General features: G+C 38.4%; 19 protein-coding genes. 13 read left to right on the top strand and 6 right to left on the bottom strand.

What is annotated here, in order from left to right; translation table 11 throughout:
* Window positions 1-72: 72 nt before the first annotated feature.
* Together R3E32_13300 and R3E32_13295 are read right to left on the bottom strand one after the other, a co-directional pair.
* Window positions 73-2,514 (bottom strand): response regulator, encoded by a 2,442-nt coding sequence (locus R3E32_13300; GenBank protein MEZ4885703.1) that lies wholly within the window; start codon window positions 2,512-2,514, stop codon window positions 73-75.
* Window positions 2,515-2,584: 70 nt separating this feature from the next.
* Window positions 2,585-3,028: a response regulator gene (locus tag R3E32_13295; GenBank protein MEZ4885702.1), complete on the bottom strand. Its 444-nt coding sequence runs from the start codon at window positions 3,026-3,028 to the stop codon at window positions 2,585-2,587.
* Between the two features lie 206 nt (window positions 3,029-3,234).
* Here R3E32_13295 and R3E32_13290 point away from each other — a divergent pair, with 206 nt between their 5' ends.
* The 10 genes from R3E32_13290 to R3E32_13245 all read left to right on the top strand — a co-directional run bounded on the left by R3E32_13290 (window position 3,235) and on the right by R3E32_13245 (window position 12,824).
* Entirely contained in the window at window positions 3,235-4,020 is a 786-nt protein-coding gene (locus R3E32_13290; protein MEZ4885701.1) for a peptidoglycan-binding protein, read from the top strand.
* A 199-nt stretch (window positions 4,021-4,219) separates the two neighbouring features.
* A complete protein-coding gene (locus R3E32_13285) occupies window positions 4,220-5,728 on the top strand; it encodes a hypothetical protein (GenBank protein ID MEZ4885700.1) in 1,509 nt (502 codons plus the stop codon).
* A 144-nt stretch (window positions 5,729-5,872) separates the two neighbouring features.
* Window positions 5,873-7,045, top strand: coding sequence for a F0F1 ATP synthase subunit A (atpB, locus tag R3E32_13280; GenBank protein ID MEZ4885699.1), 1,173 nt, complete (start codon window positions 5,873-5,875; stop codon window positions 7,043-7,045).
* A gap of 134 nt (window positions 7,046-7,179) precedes the next feature.
* Window positions 7,180-7,434 carry an ATP synthase F0 subunit C gene (gene atpE / locus R3E32_13275; protein ID MEZ4885698.1) on the top strand — a complete coding sequence of 85 codons (255 nt, stop codon included), beginning with the start codon at window positions 7,180-7,182 and terminating at the stop codon, window positions 7,432-7,434.
* A gap of 124 nt (window positions 7,435-7,558) precedes the next feature.
* On the top strand, window positions 7,559-8,065 hold the full coding sequence (gene atpF / locus R3E32_13270; GenBank protein ID MEZ4885697.1) for a F0F1 ATP synthase subunit B: 507 nt from the start codon (window positions 7,559-7,561) through the stop codon (window positions 8,063-8,065).
* A gap of 111 nt (window positions 8,066-8,176) precedes the next feature.
* Window positions 8,177-8,737: an ATP synthase F1 subunit delta gene (gene atpH, locus R3E32_13265; GenBank protein ID MEZ4885696.1), complete on the top strand. Its 561-nt coding sequence runs from the start codon at window positions 8,177-8,179 to the stop codon at window positions 8,735-8,737.
* A 21-nt stretch (window positions 8,738-8,758) separates the two neighbouring features.
* Window positions 8,759-10,345, top strand: coding sequence for a F0F1 ATP synthase subunit alpha (gene atpA / locus R3E32_13260; protein MEZ4885695.1), 1,587 nt, complete (start codon window positions 8,759-8,761; stop codon window positions 10,343-10,345).
* Between the two features lie 88 nt (window positions 10,346-10,433).
* Window positions 10,434-11,339 (top strand): ATP synthase F1 subunit gamma, encoded by a 906-nt coding sequence (gene atpG / locus R3E32_13255; GenBank protein MEZ4885694.1) that lies wholly within the window; start codon window positions 10,434-10,436, stop codon window positions 11,337-11,339.
* Between the two features lie 207 nt (window positions 11,340-11,546).
* On the top strand, window positions 11,547-12,131 hold the full coding sequence (locus R3E32_13250; GenBank protein MEZ4885693.1) for a hypothetical protein: 585 nt from the start codon (window positions 11,547-11,549) through the stop codon (window positions 12,129-12,131).
* Between the two features lie 87 nt (window positions 12,132-12,218).
* Window positions 12,219-12,824, top strand: coding sequence for a hypothetical protein (locus tag R3E32_13245; GenBank protein MEZ4885692.1), 606 nt, complete (start codon window positions 12,219-12,221; stop codon window positions 12,822-12,824).
* A 137-nt stretch (window positions 12,825-12,961) separates the two neighbouring features.
* On the opposite strand, the gene lpdA is transcribed toward R3E32_13245, so the two are convergent.
* The 4 genes from lpdA to R3E32_13225 form a co-directional block, all read right to left on the bottom strand.
* Window positions 12,962-14,362: a dihydrolipoyl dehydrogenase gene (gene lpdA / locus R3E32_13240; protein MEZ4885691.1), complete on the bottom strand. Its 1,401-nt coding sequence runs from the start codon at window positions 14,360-14,362 to the stop codon at window positions 12,962-12,964.
* A 121-nt stretch (window positions 14,363-14,483) separates the two neighbouring features.
* Window positions 14,484-15,917: an ATP-binding protein gene (locus R3E32_13235; protein ID MEZ4885690.1), complete on the bottom strand. Its 1,434-nt coding sequence runs from the start codon at window positions 15,915-15,917 to the stop codon at window positions 14,484-14,486.
* A 122-nt stretch (window positions 15,918-16,039) separates the two neighbouring features.
* Complete coding sequence (locus tag R3E32_13230) at window positions 16,040-16,891, bottom strand: hypothetical protein (GenBank protein ID MEZ4885689.1); 852 nt, start codon at window positions 16,889-16,891, stop codon at window positions 16,040-16,042.
* A 166-nt stretch (window positions 16,892-17,057) separates the two neighbouring features.
* On the bottom strand, window positions 17,058-18,296 hold the full coding sequence (locus R3E32_13225; protein ID MEZ4885688.1) for an ABC transporter permease: 1,239 nt from the start codon (window positions 18,294-18,296) through the stop codon (window positions 17,058-17,060).
* Window positions 18,297-18,474: 178 nt separating this feature from the next.
* Between R3E32_13225 and rpsF the strand changes: the two genes are divergently transcribed.
* The 3 genes from rpsF to rplI all read left to right on the top strand — a co-directional run bounded on the left by rpsF (window position 18,475) and on the right by rplI (window position 19,789).
* Entirely contained in the window at window positions 18,475-18,870 is a 396-nt protein-coding gene (rpsF, locus tag R3E32_13220) for a 30S ribosomal protein S6 (protein MEZ4885687.1), read from the top strand.
* Between the two features lie 97 nt (window positions 18,871-18,967).
* A complete protein-coding gene (gene rpsR, locus R3E32_13215) occupies window positions 18,968-19,252 on the top strand; it encodes a 30S ribosomal protein S18 (protein MEZ4885686.1) in 285 nt (94 codons plus the stop codon).
* 90 nt (window positions 19,253-19,342) lie between these two features.
* Window positions 19,343-19,789 (top strand): 50S ribosomal protein L9, encoded by a 447-nt coding sequence (rplI, locus tag R3E32_13210; protein ID MEZ4885685.1) that lies wholly within the window; start codon window positions 19,343-19,345, stop codon window positions 19,787-19,789.
* The last annotated feature ends 127 nt before the right edge of the window (window positions 19,790-19,916 follow it).

Here is a 19,916-nt window from a genome sequence, read left to right as displayed (position 1 = left end):
GGTAAATTCAAATCACAAAAATAGTTAAATACTTATTATTGAGCCTATATTTGGGAACTGAATTTGAGCTTTTTAGGCCGATTGGGTTAAATTGGCTAATTCATCTTTTAGCTGCTCATGAGCTATCCTACAAACTTCGTCAATTTTTTTAATTTGACCACCTATCTCGTCTAAATTTTTCTGTTCCCAAGCATTATTTTCCACTGTTCGACACAATTCCACTGTTTCTGCCAAACCCAAATAACCACAAGTAGACTTCAATTTGTGAGCAGATTGTTTGACTTTCTCCCAATTTCGATGCTCAAAATCACCCATCAGCGTAGCAATTTCTTGTGGCATATCTCGAATCAATGTTTCCAAGAAGGTGATTTTCACGTCTATCTGTCCACTTGTCAAAGTATCTAGGTACTCAAAGTTGATGATTTTTGGAGATTTTGTCTGTGGTTTTTGTGCCATTTTAGGAGCAGCATCTTTGTTTGTAGCATAATCTTGTGAAATCGCACTCAATTTGTCCGCCAATATTTTGTTCAATTTTTTATATAAAATATTAGGGTCAATGGGTTTCGCCACAAATTCATCCATTCCCATGTCAAAACATTTCTGGGCATTTTTCTTGAAGGCGTGTGCTGTCATCGCAATGATTGGAATATCCTTGGTAGGGCTTGGAAACTTATTGCGAATATACTCAGTGGTTTCATAACCATCCATTTCGGGCATCGAAATATCCATCAAAATGACATCATAAGCCGAAAATTCTTGGAGCATGTCAATTGCTATCCGACCATTGTCTGCAATTTGTAGGTTAACATTGGGTGACCATTTGTGAATCAAATCAGTTGCAACCAATTGATTGAGTTTGTGATCTTCGACCAACAAAATATCTATTTTCTCCCGCACATCTTGCACCACATCTTTTGAACTCACATGCTTGATGTTGTTGTCAGAAGTGTAAACCATCGTCAAATCATCTCGCTCATTAGAGCCCTTAGAATCGTTGGTGACAACAGCGTATTCGGATTCAATGTATTTCTCAAACTTGATGTGAAAACTAAAGGTAGAACCTCTTCCATATTCACTTTCCAATTCCATTTCACCGCCGAAAAGTTCTACAATCTTCTTGACAATACTCAAGCCTAGACCCGTACCGCCTCTATTTGCAGCACCATGTGCTTGTTCAAAACTCTCAAAAACAGTAGCCTGTTTGTCTTCAGGAATACCAATACCTGTATCTCTAACCGAAAATTTGATTTCCGCAAATTCGCTCGATTCATCCAATACTTCTACACGTATCAATACCTCTCCTTTATCGGTGTATTTGATGGCGTTGCTTACCAAATTGTTAAGTACTGAATACAAACGAACCGAATCGCCAATTACTTTATCTGGTAAACTCACATCCAACTGTGTGAAAAGGTTGATTTTGTTTTCTTTTGCCTTGTATTTGTGTTGTTGCACCAGATCTTGAATCAAATCTTGAATACGAATCGGCTGCAATTCCAATTCCAACTTACCTGCTTCAATTTTAGAAAAATCAAGAATGCTGTTTATCAACTTCAATAAGTTGTCAGCAGAAAGTTTCAAGGCACGGATGTATTCTTGTTGTTTATTGGTCAAAGCAGTATGCTCCAATAAATGGGTCATGCCAATCACGACATTCATAGGAGTACGAATCTCATGACTCATATTGTCTAAGAACTGACCCTTGAGCATTGCAGAACGTTCGGCTATTTGCTTAGCCTTCTCCAATTCTTGTGTTTTTTTTCGAATGGTGACATCTCGAATCATTCCGTGATAACCCGTCAATTCCCCATCAATCGAACGCCAAGCAGTTGAAGTAAACAAACAATCCAATACCGAACCATTTTTTCGCTTCAGTCTGGCTTCAAAATCTTTTACTACGCCCGTTCTTTCCAGTTCCTCATTGAAGATATCTAAAGATTCTTTGTCATCAAATAAGGATTCTTTGGTAAGGCTCGTAAATTCTTCTCTCGTATAACCAAACATTTTAAGGAGCGACTGATTGAAGTCAGAAAATTGACCTTCTGGAGTCGTGATGTAAATGGCATCTTGTGAATCTTCAAAAACGTGGCGAAACCTTTTTTCACTTTCCTCTACCTTCAATTGCATCCGCCTTCTCTCGATGGCGTGCAATACAGAGCGAGTCAGCGAACTGGTGTCAATTTGACCTTTTACCAAATAATCTTGTGCGCCCATTTTTACGGCTTTCACACCCACGCTTTCATCATCCAAACCTGTGAGTACTACAATCGAAACTGTATGAGGAACATTTTTAATGGCCTTTGTAAGTGTATCAAAACCAGAACTATCAGGCAAGCTTAGGTCCAATAGCATGATATCGAAGCGTTTTCCTTGCTTGACATGCTCCAAACCTTCAGATAAGCGTGTAGCATGAACTAGGTCAAAATCTATTGAAGTAGATTCTCTAAGAAAAATTTCTACCAGTTTAGCATCTCCTGGGTTGTCTTCTATCAATAATATCTGAATTCTTTCCATTTAACTGAAATTTCAAGTTTTGTACTTATTGGGGCTTAGCCATATTAAATACGAATGTGTGTGATTGATTTTACTGTACCTCAGAAGGTAGTCGCACCATTGTCAGCCAAAATTGTTCAATGGCAATAATGACTTCAATAAATTTGTTGAAGTCAACAGGTTTTGTGATATAGCAGTTTGCATGTAAATCATAGGCCTTCAAAATATCTGTCTCAGCATTTGAGGTTGTCAGTACAACCACAGGAATTCGCTTTAAACTACTATCTGACTTAATGGTTGAAAGTACTTCTCTTCCATCTTTTTTTGGCAGATTTAAGTCCAACAAAATTAGGTCGGGACGAGGTTTATTCTCATATTTCCCTTCTTTTTGTAGATATAAAATAGCTTCAGCACCATCCATTACTACATTTAAGTTAGAAGAAATCGTTCCTTCTTTCAAGGCTTCTTTTGTGAGTCTTACGTCGCCAGGATTGTCTTCAACCAGTAATATTTCAACGGTTTTGTTTTCTTTCATCGGTGTGATGGATTAAAATATAGATACGATCGATTTAATTTTGTTGGGCAAATAAATTCTTATCAATTAATGAATTGAAAAAAAAATTGCATTTGAATATTCATTTCAAAAATATCAACTACTATGCCACATATTTTATTATTGTTTCTTTTACAGAAAAAAAGTAGTTTCGTAGTTGATTTTGAGATAAACCAAACGTATTTGTTATGAATAAATTTGTTTATGTATTGTTTTTAGGGGGGCTATTGATGTTGTGGAGTTGTAAAGGTACAAAAACAACTAATCAAAAAACAACAAAAAAAGACATTATAAATACTGATGTACCAGCTATTAATAAATTTGTACCTGCCACTGATAAACTGCTTTATGAAGATACCGAAATTATCAAAAAGATTCAAGTGATATTATTTTTGAATAACTATCAGACAGGGAGGGTTAATGGGGAAATGACTTCGGAAACCCTTCGTGCATTGACTGCCTTTCAGCAAGATAACAATATCAAAGTAGGAGACAGGTCTGCTACTACACTCAATGCAATAGGGGTGAAACGAATGGATTTTGATGTAACTACTTTACAGCAGGTTTTGAACCAAAAAGGTTTCGATGCAGGCGTAGTAGATGGGATATTAGGCCCCAGAACAAGGACTGCCTACCAGACTTTTTTGCGTAAAAATAATTTAAAGGGTTTGGGCTTGACTGAAGATATAAAAGTTGCATTGATGCAAAGTATTGAAGCTAAAAAAGAAACCAATACGAATCAAAGTTCCAGTTTTGTACCTCCAAAATCCAACCCAGCTCCAATGCCAAAACCTACAGCAAATATTGACATTCAACAAGTACAGCAAGCCTTGATGAGGAAAGGGTATGATCCCGGCGATATAGACGGCATTTTGTCACCACAGACGCAAGATGCCTTGTTTAAATATCAAGTGGATAAAAAGCTGCCAATTGGAGGTTTCAATGAGGATACGATGAAGTCACTTGGACTTTGAAGGGAAGGGCTTATAGTGAATACTTGATTTCCAATTTATTTTAGCATTATGGTAGGATTGTCTTGGATTTGTTTCAATATTAGTCTTGCGATAAGGTTTTGTGTTTCATCCTCTTTTTCTCATTACATTTGTGTTACGAAAACTTAGTTAGATTCGTTCAGTATATTTATTAGTAGTTAATTTCTAATCTCCAACATTTATGAAAAAATGGATTCGGCAGTATTGCTATTTATTGATGGTCATTTTGGTGTGCAGTATATTTAGTTTTTGTGCCAAAGACGAAATGATATCGGATGACCCCAATGCGATGCTGGATTTTGATAAAGATACCCTAAAGTTTGATACTGTGTTCGTAACCATGGGTTCTGCAACCGAAGAACTGAAGATTTATAACCGAAGTGATAAGAGGGTAGTAGTATCGGCAATTAGTTTGGGGGGAGGAAATGCATCTTTTTTTCGTCTCAATGTGGACGGCACGCCAACTACTGATGCCCGTGATGTAGAAATATGGGCAAATGACAGTTTGTATATTTTTGCAGAAGTAACCGTGGATCCCAATAACGAAGCCATGCCTTTCGTGGTAGAAGATTCTATACTGTTTAACATCAATGGAAATGAACAGAAAGTGCGATTGCAGGCGTGGGGTCAAAACGCTCATTTTTATGGGCCAGATGCGCCCAATGGTGCAATTGTTTGTGATACAACTTGGACGAAAGATTTGCCGTATGTGATTACCGATAGTTTGGTGGTAGCTCCTGACTGCCGATTGACTATTGAAGCGGGTACGAGGGTGTATTTACACAATCAAGCTGCCTTAGTGGTAAAAGGTTCGCTACAAATCAATGGTGGATTGGACAGTGCAGATGTGGTGCGTTTTCAAGGTACTCGATTGGATAGTAAATTTGGAACAGAGTTTTATCAGCGAATACCAGGGCAGTGGTTTGGAATCGTATTCAGTCCAGGAAGCAAAGAAAATTTTATCAATGGGGCATTGATTCGCAATTCTCTTTTTGGAGTATTGGTGGATACCTTCAATAATGTAGGAAATCCCTCACAAGCTGCCACACTAACCCTTCAAAACAGTATGATTCGTGATGTAGGCTGGGGAATTGTTGGAAGCGATAACACTATTTTGGGAATCAATACGGTGGTGTACAACTGCGCCTTCAACAATGTCTTGCTCACTCGTGGAGGTCGCTATAAGTTTGCCCATTGTACGTTTGTGAATACGTCAACCCGCTATATTGGTCATGAGCAACCTATTTTGCTGTTGAATAATGTAAATGCTCAGGCAGGAATAGTTTATCAAATGGATACACGTTTTTATAGTAGCATCTTGTATGGTTTAGGGGCAGCAGTTGAAGAAGAAATCGCACAGGATACGGTTATTTTGGAAGGTGCAAATTATGGTTTGAAGTTCAATAATTGTTTGTTGCGAACTACCATTGGAAGAGATAACCCTGCTTTTATGAATTGCCTTTTTCAAGAACAATTTGGCGCACAAGATACTTTGTTTGCGGATTATTTCTTCGATATTGATGGTTTTGACCTTCGCCCCAACTCAAATTCTCCTCTTATTGGTAAAGGTTTGACCCAAGGTGAATTTGTGGCTTTACTAGGTGACACCATTCCTTTTGAAGCAGTAAAGTTAGATGCAGATGGAAAACTGCGGGATGAAATGCCTGATATGGGAGCGTATGAGTTTTAGAATTTGGGTAAGCTATCACATAAAAAAATAAACGGACTTTCTTTTTATAATTTTTAATCAGTACCTTTGCAGCCTGAAAATGAAAGTAGTTTTTTATAAGGATACTTATACTACACAAAGTGCATGATTAAAATTTTGAAGAGTATGCGGTTATTCAGATTGTTAGCAATGTTTTTGCTGTTTTTTACGATTTTCTCTGGGCAGAATAGTTATGCATCAGGAGATAATCATGGGCATGATGGAGACAAGAAACTGGATATTGGTGAAATGATTATGCACCATATCGCAGATGCAAATGAGTGGCACTTATTAGGAGATATCTCTATTCCCCTACCTTGTATTGTTTACCATCCCGAAAAAGGTTTCGACTTCTTTTTATCAAGTGTTTTCCATCACGGACACAACTCTTATAAGGGATATGTGTTGGATCAAGGAGTATTGAAGTATGTGAATGATGCTAGTTTTCCTCAAGAGTCGGTAGAGGTAAGTGTATTGGGACATAAAGTCCTGCCTAAAGAAATCGTTGAGAGTTTTGCTACGGGAGAAGAGATGGCAGAAAGCTATGTGTTGTACAATAACAAAGCTTACGAGGCAGATCGAACAAGTTTCTATGACTTTTCGATTACCAAAGTAGTCGCTACTATGCTATTGGCATCGTTGATTATGATGTTGTTGTTCACATATATTGCCAAGTCTTACAAGAAAAATCAGCGTGCTCCAAAAGGATTTCAAAACTTAATAGAGGTTTTGGTGACTTTTGTGCGCGATGAAATCGCAAAACCAGGAGTAGGAGACAAGTGGGAAAAATATTTTCCGTTCTTGCTCACTCTATTCTTTTTCATCTGGATTTGTAATATGTTGGGTTTAATGTCGCCTATTGGTAGTCCAAATGCTACTGGTAATTTGATGGTGACAGGAGCTTTGGCATTGATTACTTTTATCATCATTGTGACTTCTGCAAATAAGCATTATTGGTCGCATATTTTCAATCCTCCTGGTGTACCTGGATGGGTTAAAATCATTTTAGTGCCGATTGAGGTGGCTTCAATGTTTATCAAGCCTGCTGCTTTGATGATTCGTTTGTTTGCGAACATGACTGCAGGACACATCATTATTCTTAGTTTGGTGGGAATCATCTTCTTGATTGCCAACTTGGGAGGAGATGCTGCTGGCTGGGGGACTTCTATTTTAGCAAGTGCTTTCATGTTGTTTATGAACGTGTTGGAGTTGTTTGTAGCAGCCCTACAAGCGTATGTGTTTGCTATTTTGGCTTCGGTATTTATTGGACAAGCAGTAGCAGAACCACATCATCATTAAAATTGAAGAGGTCATTCGGAAGATGTCAAGTGTCGGTTTAGTGTAGTAAAAACGAAGACCAATTCCTTGTTCTTAGATTTATGACTTCTATTATGAATACGAAATTCTTTTTTTCACCATAAATTTTTACCAAAATGGGTTTATTAGCACTATTGCTTTTAGAAATTGGTGGTAGCATGTCCGCTTTTGGTGGAGCTATCGGGGCAGGTCTTGCAGCTCTTGCTGCTGGTATTGGCATTGGTCAAATCGGCAAAGGTGCTGTTGAGTCAGTAGCTCGTCAGCCAGAAATGAGCAACGATATTCAAGGTAAAATGATTATTATGGCGGCACTTATTGAAGGTGCAGCTCTTTTTGCTATCGTTGTTGGACTTTTGACTTTGTTCGTTTAATACTGACAAGGTTAAAATTAAAGTAATTATTACCCCTTGGAACTGCTCTTACAACGGATGGTTGATAGAGCAGTTCTCTTCTTTTTTTGAAAAAAATACAACAAATTAAAAATAAAAAGTGGAAATGGTATTTTTAGCATCTTTACTAACACCCGATTTGGGAATTTTCTTTTGGACAGTATTGATTTTTATCGTTCTTTGGACTGCATTAGGCAAGTTCGCATGGAACCCTATTTCAACTGCATTGAAAGATAGGGAGGGACGTATCGAAAATTCTTTGAAGCAAGCAGAGATTGCTCATGAGGAAATGGCTTCTTTGAAGGCAGATCACGAAAAGCTGCTGCAAGAGGCTAAAGAAGAGCGTTCACGTATTATTCGTGAAGCGAAGGAAATCAAGGATGAAATCATCAGTGAGGCTCGTGTGAAAGCGAAAGAGGAGGCTGCAAAAATTGCCGCATCTGCCAAGGAAGATATTCAAAATGAAAAAATGGCTGCAATCATTGAAGTGAAAAACTTAATTGGACAATCTGCTATTGACCTAACCAAAGGTTTGTTGTCTCGTGAGTTAAGTGATGTAGCTGCACAGGAGGCATATGTTGCCAAAGAAATCGAAAACTTGAATCTAAACTAGAAATGTGTTTATGTGTGTGAGTGTTCAAGTATTTATGTACTAATAGAAAGCGTAAATACTTACGGAGACACAAACACAACTATCAGCAAAACACAAAAACACAATAAAATTATGTCTGTTTCTAATATAGCATCAAGGTACGCTAAGGCATTGATGGATTTAGCCATAGAGCGTGGAGAATTGTCTTCTGTTCACAGTGATGTGGAGTTGCTTGACAAGGCATTGGCAGAAAACCCAGATTTACAGATATTGTTGAAAAGTCCTGTTGTCAATACAGATAAAAAACAAGCGATTCTCAAAAAAATATTTGGTGATATTTTCAATGAAACGACCAATGCATTTATGGGACTAATGCTCCGTAAACGCAGAGAAGCTTATTTACCTGAGATCGTAGATGCGTTTATTAATCAGTATCGAACCTATAAGAGCATTACAACTGCTGAGCTAATAACAGCAGTTCCTGTGGATAATGCGGTATTGGATAAGGTGAAAAACACGGTCTTAGCGCACACAGGTAGAAAAAATATCGAACTGACAACGAGAATAGACAAAAGCCTTATTGGAGGGTTTATTCTCACTTTTGACGACAAACTATACGATTCCAGTATTTCGCACAAGTTGGCGAAATTGAGGAAACAATTCGTAGAAAACAAGTATATTAAAAAATATTAACATAAGTAATCTTTTAGTCCTATGGTTGAAGTAAGACCTGAAGAAATATCTGCTATTTTACGACAAGAATTATCTAGTTTCAGATCGCAAACTGACCTCGAAGAGGTAGGTACGGTATTGCAGGTAGGTGACGGAATTGCACGTATCTATGGTTTGACCAAAGTTCGTGCTGGTGAATTGGTAGAATTTGATAATGGTACAAAGGCAGTGGTATTAAACCTCGAGGAAGACAATGTTGGGGTAGTATTAATGGGATCATCGGAAGGTATCCGAGAAGGATCTATCGCTCGACGAACAGGACAAATCGCTTCTATCGATGTAGGCGAGGGTATGTTGGGAAGAGTAATTGACCCACTTGGAGAACCTATTGATGGTAAAGGGCCAATCACGGGTAAACGGTATTCTATGCCATTGGAGCGAAAAGCTCCTGGGGTAATTTTTCGTGAGCCTGTAACCGAACCATTACAAACAGGAGTCAAAGCGATTGATGCGATGATTCCGATTGGTAGAGGTCAGCGTGAGTTGATTATCGGTGACCGTCAAACTGGTAAAACAGCGATTGCGATTGATACGATTATCAATCAAAAAGAGTTTTACGAAAGAGGTGAGCCTGTTTACTGTATTTATGTAGCAACAGGTCAAAAAGCTTCAACAGTTGCTTTGATTGCACGTACTTTGGAAGAAAATGGTGCAATGCCTTATACAGTGATTGTGAATGCATCCGCATCCGATCCTGCACCTCTTCAATTCTATGCACCACTTTCAGGTTGTGCTATTGGAGAGTTTTTCCGTGATACAGGCCGTCCTGCTCTGATTGTATATGATGACTTGTCTAAACAAGCAGTTTCTTACCGTGAGGTATCTTTGTTGCTTCGTCGTCCTCCTGGTCGTGAGGCATATCCTGGAGATGTATTCTACTTGCACTCTCGTTTGTTAGAAAGAGCTGCAAAAGTGGTAAACAGTGACAAGATTGCCAAAGATATGAACGATTTGCCTGAGAGTTTGAAGGGCATCGTGAAAGGTGGTGGTTCTTTGACCGCACTGCCAATCATCGAGACGCAAGCAGGTGACGTTTCTGCCTATATTCCAACCAACGTTATTTCTATTACCGACGGACAAATTTTCTTGACTACTGACTTGTTCAACTCTGGTATTCGTCCTGCAATTGACGTAGGTATTTCAGTATCTCGTGTGGGGGGGAATGCTCAGATCAAAACTATGAAAAAAGTATCGGGTACATTGAAGTTGGATCAAGCACAGTTTAGGGAATTGGAAGCTTTCTCTAAATTTGGTTCCGATTTGGATGCTGCTACAAAAGCGGTTTTGGACAAAGGTGCAAGAAACGTGGAATTGTTGAAACAACCTCAATATTCACCTTTATCTGTTGCAAAGCAAATCGCAAGTGTATATGCGGGTACTAAAAACTTACTTAGAACTGTACCTGTTGATAAAGTACGGGACTTTGAAACTGACTATTTGTTGAGTCTCGAAAAAAGATTTCCTGATGTCTTGAAGAAATTGGGTGAGAAAAAAGGTGCATTAACACCTGAGATTGAGAAAACTTTGAGAGAAGTAGCATCTGAGACTGCAGCGAGATATTCTAAATAATTTTGAATTTTGAATGGTGAATTTTGATAGAAACAATAGTCAAAATTTACCATTCATTATTTTTTGTAGAATTTGAATTTTCCAATATATGTCTGGACAATTAAAAGAGATAAAAACGCGAATTAAATCTGTGGGTACAACCCAACAGATTACAAAAGCGATGAAATTGGTGTCTGCTTCAAAATTGAGAAGAGCGCAAGACCGCATTATCAAAATGCGCCCTTATGCACTCAAGTTGAACGAAATATTGGCAAATATTGCAGAAGCAGCGGAAGGGGATGTAAATATTGAATATGCCAAGCAACGCCCAGTAGCCAAAGTATTGTTTGTAATATTGACTTCAGATAGAGGACTTTGTGGTCCTTTCAATAACAATGCTGGAAAGTTGGTGACAGAATCAATCGAAGAAAAATATCCTCAGCAATTTGCAGCAGGGAATGTAAGCATATTGTATATGGGTAAAAAAGGTTTTGAGCTTTTCAAAAAGAACAATCAAGTTAACCACATCAAAGAACATATTAATATTTTTGCTGATTTGAATTTTGATAATGTGTCGGAGGTTGCTGAATATGTGATGAATGCTTTTGTCAATAAAGAATACGATACAGTAGAGGTTGCTTACCACCGTTTCAAAAATCAGATGGTACAAATACCTGCTATGGAGCAGTTTCTACCTATCCAAAAACTGGAAGCAGAAACTACTGGTCAAGAGGAGGAGAAAAAGATAAAACCTGATTTTGCTTTTGAGCCTAATAAGGAAAAATTGATTGAAGAATTGGCTCCTAAGATTTTAAAAACCCAATTTTACCGCTATCTTCTGGAAAATAATGCGAGTGAACATGGTGCTAGGATGACTGCAATGGACAATGCAACCGAAAATGCAGAAGAACTCATCAAAGATTTAACCGTTAAATACAATCGTGCAAGACAGGCTGCAATTACAACGCAGATTGTAGAGATTGTTAGTGGTGCGGCAGCATTGCAGGGCGAATAAAATTAAGATAGATAAATCAATATAAGTAGCTAATGACAGTTACTTATTGACAAGATATAAAACGCCTTCAAGTAGATTTCTACTTGAAGGCGTTTTTTTGTTTTTTGAAAAACACAACTTTAGGCGGTCTCAATAGAAAATTCAGCTATTCTCGGTTTAGAATAAAATAAATATGATAATATACGAAAAAATGTTTATTTTATATAGATGATGGATAAAATAATATCAAAGTTACGAGAAAAATTTGCAGAAATAGAAGACCATCGTTCCCATAATATCAGTTATGAATTAGAAGATTTATTGAGTATAGGCTATGCCATGTTTTCGTTGAAAGATTCTTCCTTATCTCGCTTTCGAGATTTATATCCTGTACGTAGGGAGAACCTCAAACGGGTCTATGGTATTGAAAAATTACCAGGAGATACTGCTTTTCGAGGAGGCTTAGACGGCGTATCGCCTTCCGATATTGAATCTATCTTCAAAGTACCTATAAATATTTTACGAGAAAAAAATGTATTCAAAAAACGGCATGTTTTAGGGTGTTATACAGCTGTGAATTTTGACGGAACAGGACATTTTTGTTCCAACGCACAAAGATGTCCTTATTGTTTGGTAAAGACTATGGAAAATGGGAAACAACAGTATTACCATCAACTTCTTGGATCAGCAGCCGTACACCCTGATGAGGCTACAGTATTCTCTATTGCTTGTGAGGCAATAGTTCAACAAGATGGTTGTGAAAAGAATGATTGTGAGCAAAATGCAGCTAAACGGCTCATTCCCAAGGTTTGAGCCTTACTTTCGAAAGAAAAGTTAATAGGAGTTTTTGATGCTTTATATGACACAGGACCTCATATTAAATGCTTACAAGATGCAAATATGAGCAATATTATTGTCTGTAAAGGGCAAAATTTCGTACAACTACAAGTAGCAAAACTTAGGCAAAAAGAAGAGCTTCAATCTCTTACTTGGCAGAAAAATGGTAAAACCTGTACCGCTTATTTTACCTCTGATTTGATACTCAATGGTTCACATACAGACATAAAAACTAACTATTTTGAGTATGAGCAAGTAGATAATAAAACCAATGAAATAGTATTTAGAGGAAGTTGGATTACAGACTTACCTATTGATAAAAAGAATCTTGCCGAGTTAGTGGCAGTTGCAAGAGCCAGATGGAAGATTGAAAATGAGGTTTTTAATACGCTTAAAAACCAAGGTTATCATTTAGAACACAACTATGGTCATGGACACAAATATTTGGCTACTAACTTTGCCTTACTGACTTTTTTAGCTTTTTTTGTCGACCAAATAGTTCAGCATTTAGACATCTTTTTTCAGAAAGCAAAAAGCAAATGTTCTTCCTTTGCAAGTTTGTGGGAAAAAGTTAGAGCTATCTTTTATTTAGTGCCAGTTGTGTCTATGGAGGCGATTTACAAATTTATTGTTGAAGAAAAACAACTTGACATTCCGCCTTTAGAGTAATTTTGTGTCATAGTTTTGTAAACCGAGAATGGCTGTACCTTTCTTTGAAAAATTACACGCATAGATTATACGTAGTTTTACCACGAACTATTGAACCCAAGTCACTCCTTGAATTTGCATTTGAACTTGAATTTTTATTACAGGTGAATTACCTCGCCATAAGCCGCCGCTGCTGCTTCCATCAATGCCTCACTCATGGTAGGGTGGGGGTGAACCGATTTAATGATTTCGTGGCCAGTCGTTTCCAATTTTCGGGCTACAACTACTTCTGCAATCATTTCCGTCACATTTGCGCCAATCATGTGTGCGCCCAAAAATTCACCATATTTGGCATCAAAAATCACCTTCACAAAACCTTGAGGATGACCCGCAGCTTTGGCTTTGCCAGATGCAGTAAAAGGAAATTTACCCACTTTCACTTCAAAACCTGCTTCCTTTGCTTTTTCTTCGGTGTAACCTACAGATGCGATTTCGGGACTGCAATAGGTACAGCCAGGAATGTTGTGGTAATCCAAAGGTTCGGGATGGTGTCCTGCAATTTTTTCAACGCAGATAATTCCCTCAGCAGAAGCAACGTGCGCTAAAGCAGGGCCAGGAACGATGTCGCCAATGGCATAGACTCCTTTCACATTGGTTTGGTAAAATTCATCTACCAACACCCGATCTCTGTCTATTTTGATGCCCAGTTCTTCCAATCCAATGTTTTGGATATTGGAAGCCTGACCGACTGCCGAAAGCACTACATCACACTCGATGACCGTTTCAGTACCTTTTTTATTGTCCACCAAAGTAACTTTGCAGTTTTCTACACTTGTGTCGACTTTATTTGCAGAAGTATTGGCAAGTACTTTGATGCCTTGTTTTTTGAAGTTTCGGGTCAATTCTTTGGACACATCTTCGTCTTCAACAGGTACGATGCGGGGCAAGTATTCGACCAGTGTTACCTCCGTACCAATCGCATTGTAGAAGTAGGCAAATTCTACTCCAATGGCTCCTGCACCTACAATAACCATACTTTTGGGCTGTTTGGGCAAACTCATTGCCTCTCGGTAGCCAATGATTTTTTTGCCATCTTGAGGCAGTGAAGGCAATTGACGAGAACGTGCGCCTGTTGCCAATATGATGTTTGAAGCGGTGTATTCAGTGGTTTTGCCATCTGCATCTTTTACCGCTACTTTGTTGGCAGCTATTAATTTACCATCACCATTGAGGACAGTGATTTTGTTTTTTTTCATCAAAAAACTCACTCCTTTGCTCATGTCACCCGCTACACCTCGGCTTCTTTCAATCATTTTGTCGAAGTCTGCTGTGGCTTCTCCCACACTGATTCCATACGTTTCGGCATGTTGAAGGTATTCAAAAACCTGTGCACTCTTCAATAGGGCTTTGGTGGGGATGCACCCCCAGTTCAAACAAATACCTCCCAAGGATTCCCTTTCTACGATTGCGGTGTTTAGCCCCAATTGGCTCGCACGAATGGCTGCTACATATCCGCCAGGTCCACTTCCTACAACGATTAAGTCAAAAGAATTTGCCATATTTTTATTTGCGTTTTGTGTTTTGCTTCAAAAAGGCTGCAAAGATACTGAACTAATCAAAATAAAAATGAGGATTGAAGTGAAAATGAAGGAACATAGTTTTGTTCAAGATTTTAAATGCCTATTCAAACAAATCATCCAAAGTCAAGTCTTTTGTAATTAGTCCGATGCTATGTTGGTTTTTCTTCAATCCAAAAGTCGTAACCATCATATAGAAAAGCTGTTTTTTAGTTTTAGTGACTTGTTGAAAAACACCCATTTTCTTTCGCAATTTTGAGGCATACTCTTTGGTGAGTGTAAATTCTTCCTTGTAAAATTTAATTTCAAAGAGATTGATAACATGGTCATTTCTATCAATCACCAAGTCAATTTGTGCGCCTTCTGCATTTTCTGTTGCCTTTTGGTAGAAAGCAGCAGATTCCGAATAAATACCTGAAATACCAATACTTTTCTTTATTTGAGGAACATGCTTTAAGCAGATATTTTCGTAGGCATAGCCTGACCATGTTTTCCAAGATTGCGTTTGACTCATTTTTTGCCATATATTTTCCTCCTCATGTACTTTGTTTTCAATAAAGTAAAGGTAAAATAAGGAATATTCATCAGTCAAACGATAGAGCAATTTGCGTTTTTTCCTACCAAAGGGATAATATTTGGAAATAAATCCCGAAGCTGTCAATTCCTCCAAAACCTTGCTCAATCCTCCTCCATCCGAAAGGGGGGTATGTTGGATCAATTCTTGTCGAGTCAGTCCGCTATTTTTTTGAGCCAAAGCCCGAATGACAGCAATGTGGTTGTCCGCATTTTCGAATAAAGCAGGGTATAATCTCGAAAATTCATCGTGCAAAATTCCTGCATCTGAAAAGCAGATTTGGTCAATGTTTTGGGTTGCACTCAAGCCCGCTTCAATCTCACTCAAATAATGTGGAATTCCTCCCATCGCCATGTACAATTGGAGAATTTGATACCTGTCCAAAAATACCTCTCTGGCCTTTAAGAATGCCTCTGTTTCAGGTAAATCAAAGGGTTTCAAGAAAATGCGTTTCGTGATGCGGTTGTGTAAGCCTCCCTTGTTATTGACTACTTTTTGAATCATCCATGAAGCTGCTGAACCGCAGATAATCAAGACGATGTTTTGTCGGTCTGCCCAACTATTCCAAAAATACCCCAAGGCTCTTAGAAACCCCGACTTATTGGTTGCTAACCACGGGAGTTCGTCCAAAAAAACAACTTTTCTTTTATCTTCCTCCAATGATTCTAAATGTCGAATCAATAAGACAAAAGCATCTAGCCAATCTTTGGGTTGGGTTGTGGGTGAAGTGGTGATACTTACCTTCTCCAATTGAATTTTGAAGTTTTTCAACTGTTCCTTTTGCGGTGCATCTTGAATCCCAGTTATTTCAAAGTCAAAAGTATAGTCAAAAAAAGAGCGTACCAAAAAGGTTTTTCCAACCCTACGGCGACCAATGACTGCCACCATTTCTGCCCGTTTTGAAGTCCATGCTTTCTGAAGTTGCTCTTGCTCTTTTTGCCTTCCAATCAGTTGTTCTTTCATATTTTTATTTATAGCTCGCTGATAAAGCATCAAAGTACATCGTTTCAGCGAGCTATCCAAATAAGGAGGTGGGTTTTCTTTAATCTGTAGATTGGATTTATCTCAAAAATCTTTAACAAAGCTCACCGCCTCATCCACCGATACACCTCCAATGCACTAGATAGGTTCACCACTTTTGCGCCCAGTCTGAGCAGCATCAGTACTTGTTGAACAAAGATGATGAAGGCAATGACAAAAAAACTGCTCGTTGACACGTTGGAGTGCAATGTCCAATAGAGGAAATAGAGTAATCCAATGATACAAATATTGAAGAAGTACAAGCCATAAGTTTGTCGAAAATTTCGGAAGACCGTACCAAAAGCGTGTAGCATAGCTTGAATAGCGGATTGACTTTCGTGTGTCACCATTCGGATTTTGGCGTAATCCGACAAAGCACTGACTATACTTGCCAAAAATAGGTAGAGAACAATAGCGAATACAATACTCCAATAAATGGGTATTTCGCTGTTGAATAGGTCAAACCCATGAGAAACAATAAAATAGAGAATGCCGAAAACCAGCATGGCAGTGAGGAGGTGGAGCAAGAAAAAAAGCAGCGATAGCCTAAAGAAACGCCAAAAATACAGAGCAGATCCTTCCCAAAATTTTGGTTTTCCCGTCAATACATGGATAATTCCTCCATTGAGGAAAACGAATAAGAGGATATACAGAACGGACAACCATTGAAATTGACTCAATAAGGGCTGCAATAAATCACCGTGTGCGTTCATAAAATCTGTAAAAACGGTGTTGTCAAAACCCGTGATTATTTTCTGAATTTCAAAGGATTGCCCGATACTGTCCTTCAATACGCTGTGTAATGGCAAGGCAATCACCAATCCAAATAAAAGATTGCAGCCATAGAGTATCCCTACAATTCTGAATTTAGAAAGGGTATTGAACAAGCCTTGTATATATGCAGAAATTGTGTTCAATTTTTATTGTTTTATTGTGGAACTGTGGGGCGATGTAAATAGTTTTCTTAATTCAACCATTCAACCATTCAACCATTCAACCATTCAACCATTCAACCATTCAACCATTCAACCATTCAACCATTCAATCCCGATGAAAAATCGGGATTTCGCTATCGCTCAACTATCACTCATACCTCAACGATTCAATCGGATCTACTTTCGATGCTTTCATTGCAGGATAGATGCCCGATACCAAACCGACAATTACACAGAGTACCAACCCGCCAATGATCCATTTCCACGGAATGATAAACGGTCCACCTAAGAGCATCGAAACTCCGTTGCCTGCTGCAATGCCCAAAACGATGCCCAACAGTCCACCAATTTGGCAGATGGTGATGGCTTCCACGAGGAACTGGGCAAGAATGGTGCTGCGTTTTGCGCCAACGGCTTTGCTGATGCCAATTTCACGGGTACGCTCTGTGACCGAAACCAACATGATGTTCATCAATCCAATAGCACCTCCCAATAAGGTGATGAATCCTATCATGGTTGCAGCAGCGGTAACATAACTCGATTGTTCGACCAACATATTTGATAGCATATCGCTTTTGGAAATGTCAAAATCGTCTTCTTCATTGAAGCGAAGTTTGCGAATCGTTCGCATCAATCCAGTTGCTTCCGAAACAGCTGCATCTAAACCATAGGTATCATTGACCGAAATCGTCACTGCATAACTTTTGCTATCTGATCCATAGACTGCCCTTGCATTGAGCAGTGGTATAATTGCCACATTGTCGCTACTAAAAATGCTGCTCGAACCTTTTGGAGCCAATACGCCTACGACCTTGTATTTTCTGTTGTTTACAGACACAATTTCATCCACAGCCTTTTCTGTTGTTTTAAACAATTTTTTGGCAACATCGTTTCCGAGCAAAACAACACTTCTGCCGCTTCCTGCGTCCATTTCCGAAAAATTGCGCCCTACTTCAATGTCATATCCACTGACTGTTAGGTAGTTTTCGTCCCCTCCAATCAATTGAATCGTTGGGTTTGTTTTTTCAGATTCATATTTGAGCGTACTGCCATAGCTGACCACATTGGAGATGGAAATGGCAGCAGGGTAGGTGTAGCGTTCTTTGAAGTCGAGAGCTTGATCGAGTTCAAAATCTTTGTAATTTTTTTTTGCCGCCCTTCCTCTTCTGCCCACATGAATGCCGCCCCCTTTTTTGCGGATAGTAAAGTTGTTGGCTCCCATTGTTGCAAAATTGGATTGAAGAGAGGCTTTGATACCGTCAGCAGCGGTGAGTATGCCTACTAAAGCCATGATTCCGAAGGCAATAATCAGAAAAGTAAGGACTGTTCTGAGAAAATTTCCTTTGATGGAAGTGAGTGCTAAGGCTATATTGTCACGTAGAGTCATCTGTATGTTGATTTATTGAATGGGATTTAGATTCATGAAAGTGGGTATCTTTGGGTTTTGAATAGACACAAAGATAGTGGCTTGTCATAAAAAAATAAATCGAGGGTGTGAAAATAAGATAAAATTCCTATCTTTGCGCTCGCTTTTTCTATATGATTCAAAATGAAGAATTGAAGTAATGGTCAGAAATTATGAATTGGTAGTCGTTATTACCCCCGTGCTGAAAGATGCAGAGCAAAAAGAGTTGGCAAACGCTTATGTAGAGTTGTTAACTACTTATGGTGCCGAAATCGTTGAGAAAGATTTTTGGGGTTTAAAACAATTGGCATACCCTATTAAGAAAAAAACGACTGGGGTATATATGGTTGTAGAGTACATAGCAGACACAGAAATCGTGGCTAAAATGGAATTACAACTCAAAAGAGATGAGCGTGTGCTTCGGTTTTTGACGACTCGATTGGATAAATATGCCAAAGAGTACAACGAAAAGAAACGTCAAGGATTGGTGGGACGCAACAGAAAGAAAAGACCTGATGAAAAAAGATCAGAGGACAAAAAAGTTGAAAACAATTAAGATTCAAAAGCAAGGCAACCTAATTTTGGCATTTATCCATTGGTGAAAAGCCAGCCAGCTAAAATTAGCAGCCTAAAAAGTAGAGTTACTATAAAATATGGCATCTAGAAAACCAAGAAACGCAAATCAAGAAGTTCGATTTTTAACTTCTCCTAAAATTGGTCAAAGTCAAAAGAAATATTGTCGCTTCAAAAAAAGCGGGATTCAATACATTGATTACAAAGACCCTGAGTTTTTGAAGAAATTCTTGAACGAGCAAGGTAAAATTTTACCAAGACGATTGACAGGTAATTCCTTGAAATTCCAAAGAAGAGTGGCGCAAGCGGTCAAAAGAGCAAGACACATTGCTATCTTACCTTATGTAACCGACTTAATGAAGTAGGTTGGTAATCAATAATTGGTTTCTTCAATTGGATTCGGTTGGAGAATATATGTATTTTTGAAATAAATTTTATAAAGTCTGTAATATACCATGGAAATCATTTTATTAGAGGACGTAGAAAAATTGGGTTATCGTTTTGATACCTTGACGGTGAAAGGTGGTTATGGTAGAAATTATCTGCTTCCCAACAAATTGGCTATTGTTGCGAATCGTGCGAATAAAGCAACGATTGCTGAGCGACTTCGCCAAATCAAGATGAAAGAGGATAGATTGCTCGCCAAAATTGAAGAAGTTGTTGCCAAAATCAATGCAGCTACCTTAAAGATAGGTGCAAAAGTAGGTACAACGGATAAGATTTTTGGTAGTGTCACCAACCTTCAATTGGCAGAGGTCATCAAAAAACAAACTGGAGTGGAGATTGACCGCCGAAAAATCATTATCCCCGAAGAAGTGAAGGTCTTAGGAACTTACACCGCAACAATTGATTTTGGACAAGAATCGAAATACGATATTGAATTTGAAGTTGTATCTGAATAGCAAGGTGATAGAATGATGGTAGATTCGTCTGCAAAATCATTCCTTCAATGCTTGTTCATTTATATAGATTCGCCCTTAGAAAGTAGTATTATTTTCTAAGGGCGATTTTTTTTTTGTAAAAATGAAT

It is taken from the genome of Chitinophagales bacterium (genome assembly GCA_041392475.1).
GTDB lineage: Bacteria > Bacteroidota > Bacteroidia > Chitinophagales > UBA2359 > JAUHXA01.
The sequence above is the reverse complement of the archived record's forward strand: the minus strand, read 5'-3'. Positions and strand labels throughout refer to the sequence as shown.

Bases quoted from the DNA above. Each gene is read 5' to 3' on its own strand.
- R3E32_13285 (MEZ4885700.1), top strand. From the start codon at position 4,220: ATGAAAAAATGGATTCGGCAGTATTGCTATTTATTGATGGTCATTTTG.
- lpdA (MEZ4885691.1), bottom strand. From the start codon at position 14,362: ATGGCAAATTCTTTTGACTTAATCGTTGTAGGAAGTGGACCTGGCGGA.
- atpH (MEZ4885696.1), top strand. From the start codon at position 8,177: ATGTCTGTTTCTAATATAGCATCAAGGTACGCTAAGGCATTGATGGAT.
- R3E32_13225 (MEZ4885688.1), bottom strand. From the start codon at position 18,296: ATGACTCTACGTGACAATATAGCCTTAGCACTCACTTCCATCAAAGGA.
- R3E32_13290 (MEZ4885701.1), top strand. From the start codon at position 3,235: ATGAATAAATTTGTTTATGTATTGTTTTTAGGGGGGCTATTGATGTTG.
- rpsR (MEZ4885686.1), top strand. From the start codon at position 18,968: ATGGCATCTAGAAAACCAAGAAACGCAAATCAAGAAGTTCGATTTTTA.
- R3E32_13300 (MEZ4885703.1), bottom strand. From the start codon at position 2,514: ATGGAAAGAATTCAGATATTATTGATAGAAGACAACCCAGGAGATGCT.
- atpG (MEZ4885694.1), top strand. From the start codon at position 10,434: ATGTCTGGACAATTAAAAGAGATAAAAACGCGAATTAAATCTGTGGGT.
- R3E32_13295 (MEZ4885702.1), bottom strand. From the start codon at position 3,028: ATGAAAGAAAACAAAACCGTTGAAATATTACTGGTTGAAGACAATCCT.
- atpE (MEZ4885698.1), top strand. From the start codon at position 7,180: ATGGGTTTATTAGCACTATTGCTTTTAGAAATTGGTGGTAGCATGTCC.
- R3E32_13235 (MEZ4885690.1), bottom strand. From the start codon at position 15,917: ATGAAAGAACAACTGATTGGAAGGCAAAAAGAGCAAGAGCAACTTCAG.
- atpB (MEZ4885699.1), top strand. From the start codon at position 5,873: ATGCGGTTATTCAGATTGTTAGCAATGTTTTTGCTGTTTTTTACGATT.
- R3E32_13245 (MEZ4885692.1), top strand. From the start codon at position 12,219: ATGAGCAATATTATTGTCTGTAAAGGGCAAAATTTCGTACAACTACAA.
- R3E32_13250 (MEZ4885693.1), top strand. From the start codon at position 11,547: ATGATGGATAAAATAATATCAAAGTTACGAGAAAAATTTGCAGAAATA.
- rpsF (MEZ4885687.1), top strand. From the start codon at position 18,475: ATGGTCAGAAATTATGAATTGGTAGTCGTTATTACCCCCGTGCTGAAA.
- rplI (MEZ4885685.1), top strand. From the start codon at position 19,343: ATGGAAATCATTTTATTAGAGGACGTAGAAAAATTGGGTTATCGTTTT.
- atpF (MEZ4885697.1), top strand. From the start codon at position 7,559: ATGGTATTTTTAGCATCTTTACTAACACCCGATTTGGGAATTTTCTTT.
- atpA (MEZ4885695.1), top strand. From the start codon at position 8,759: ATGGTTGAAGTAAGACCTGAAGAAATATCTGCTATTTTACGACAAGAA.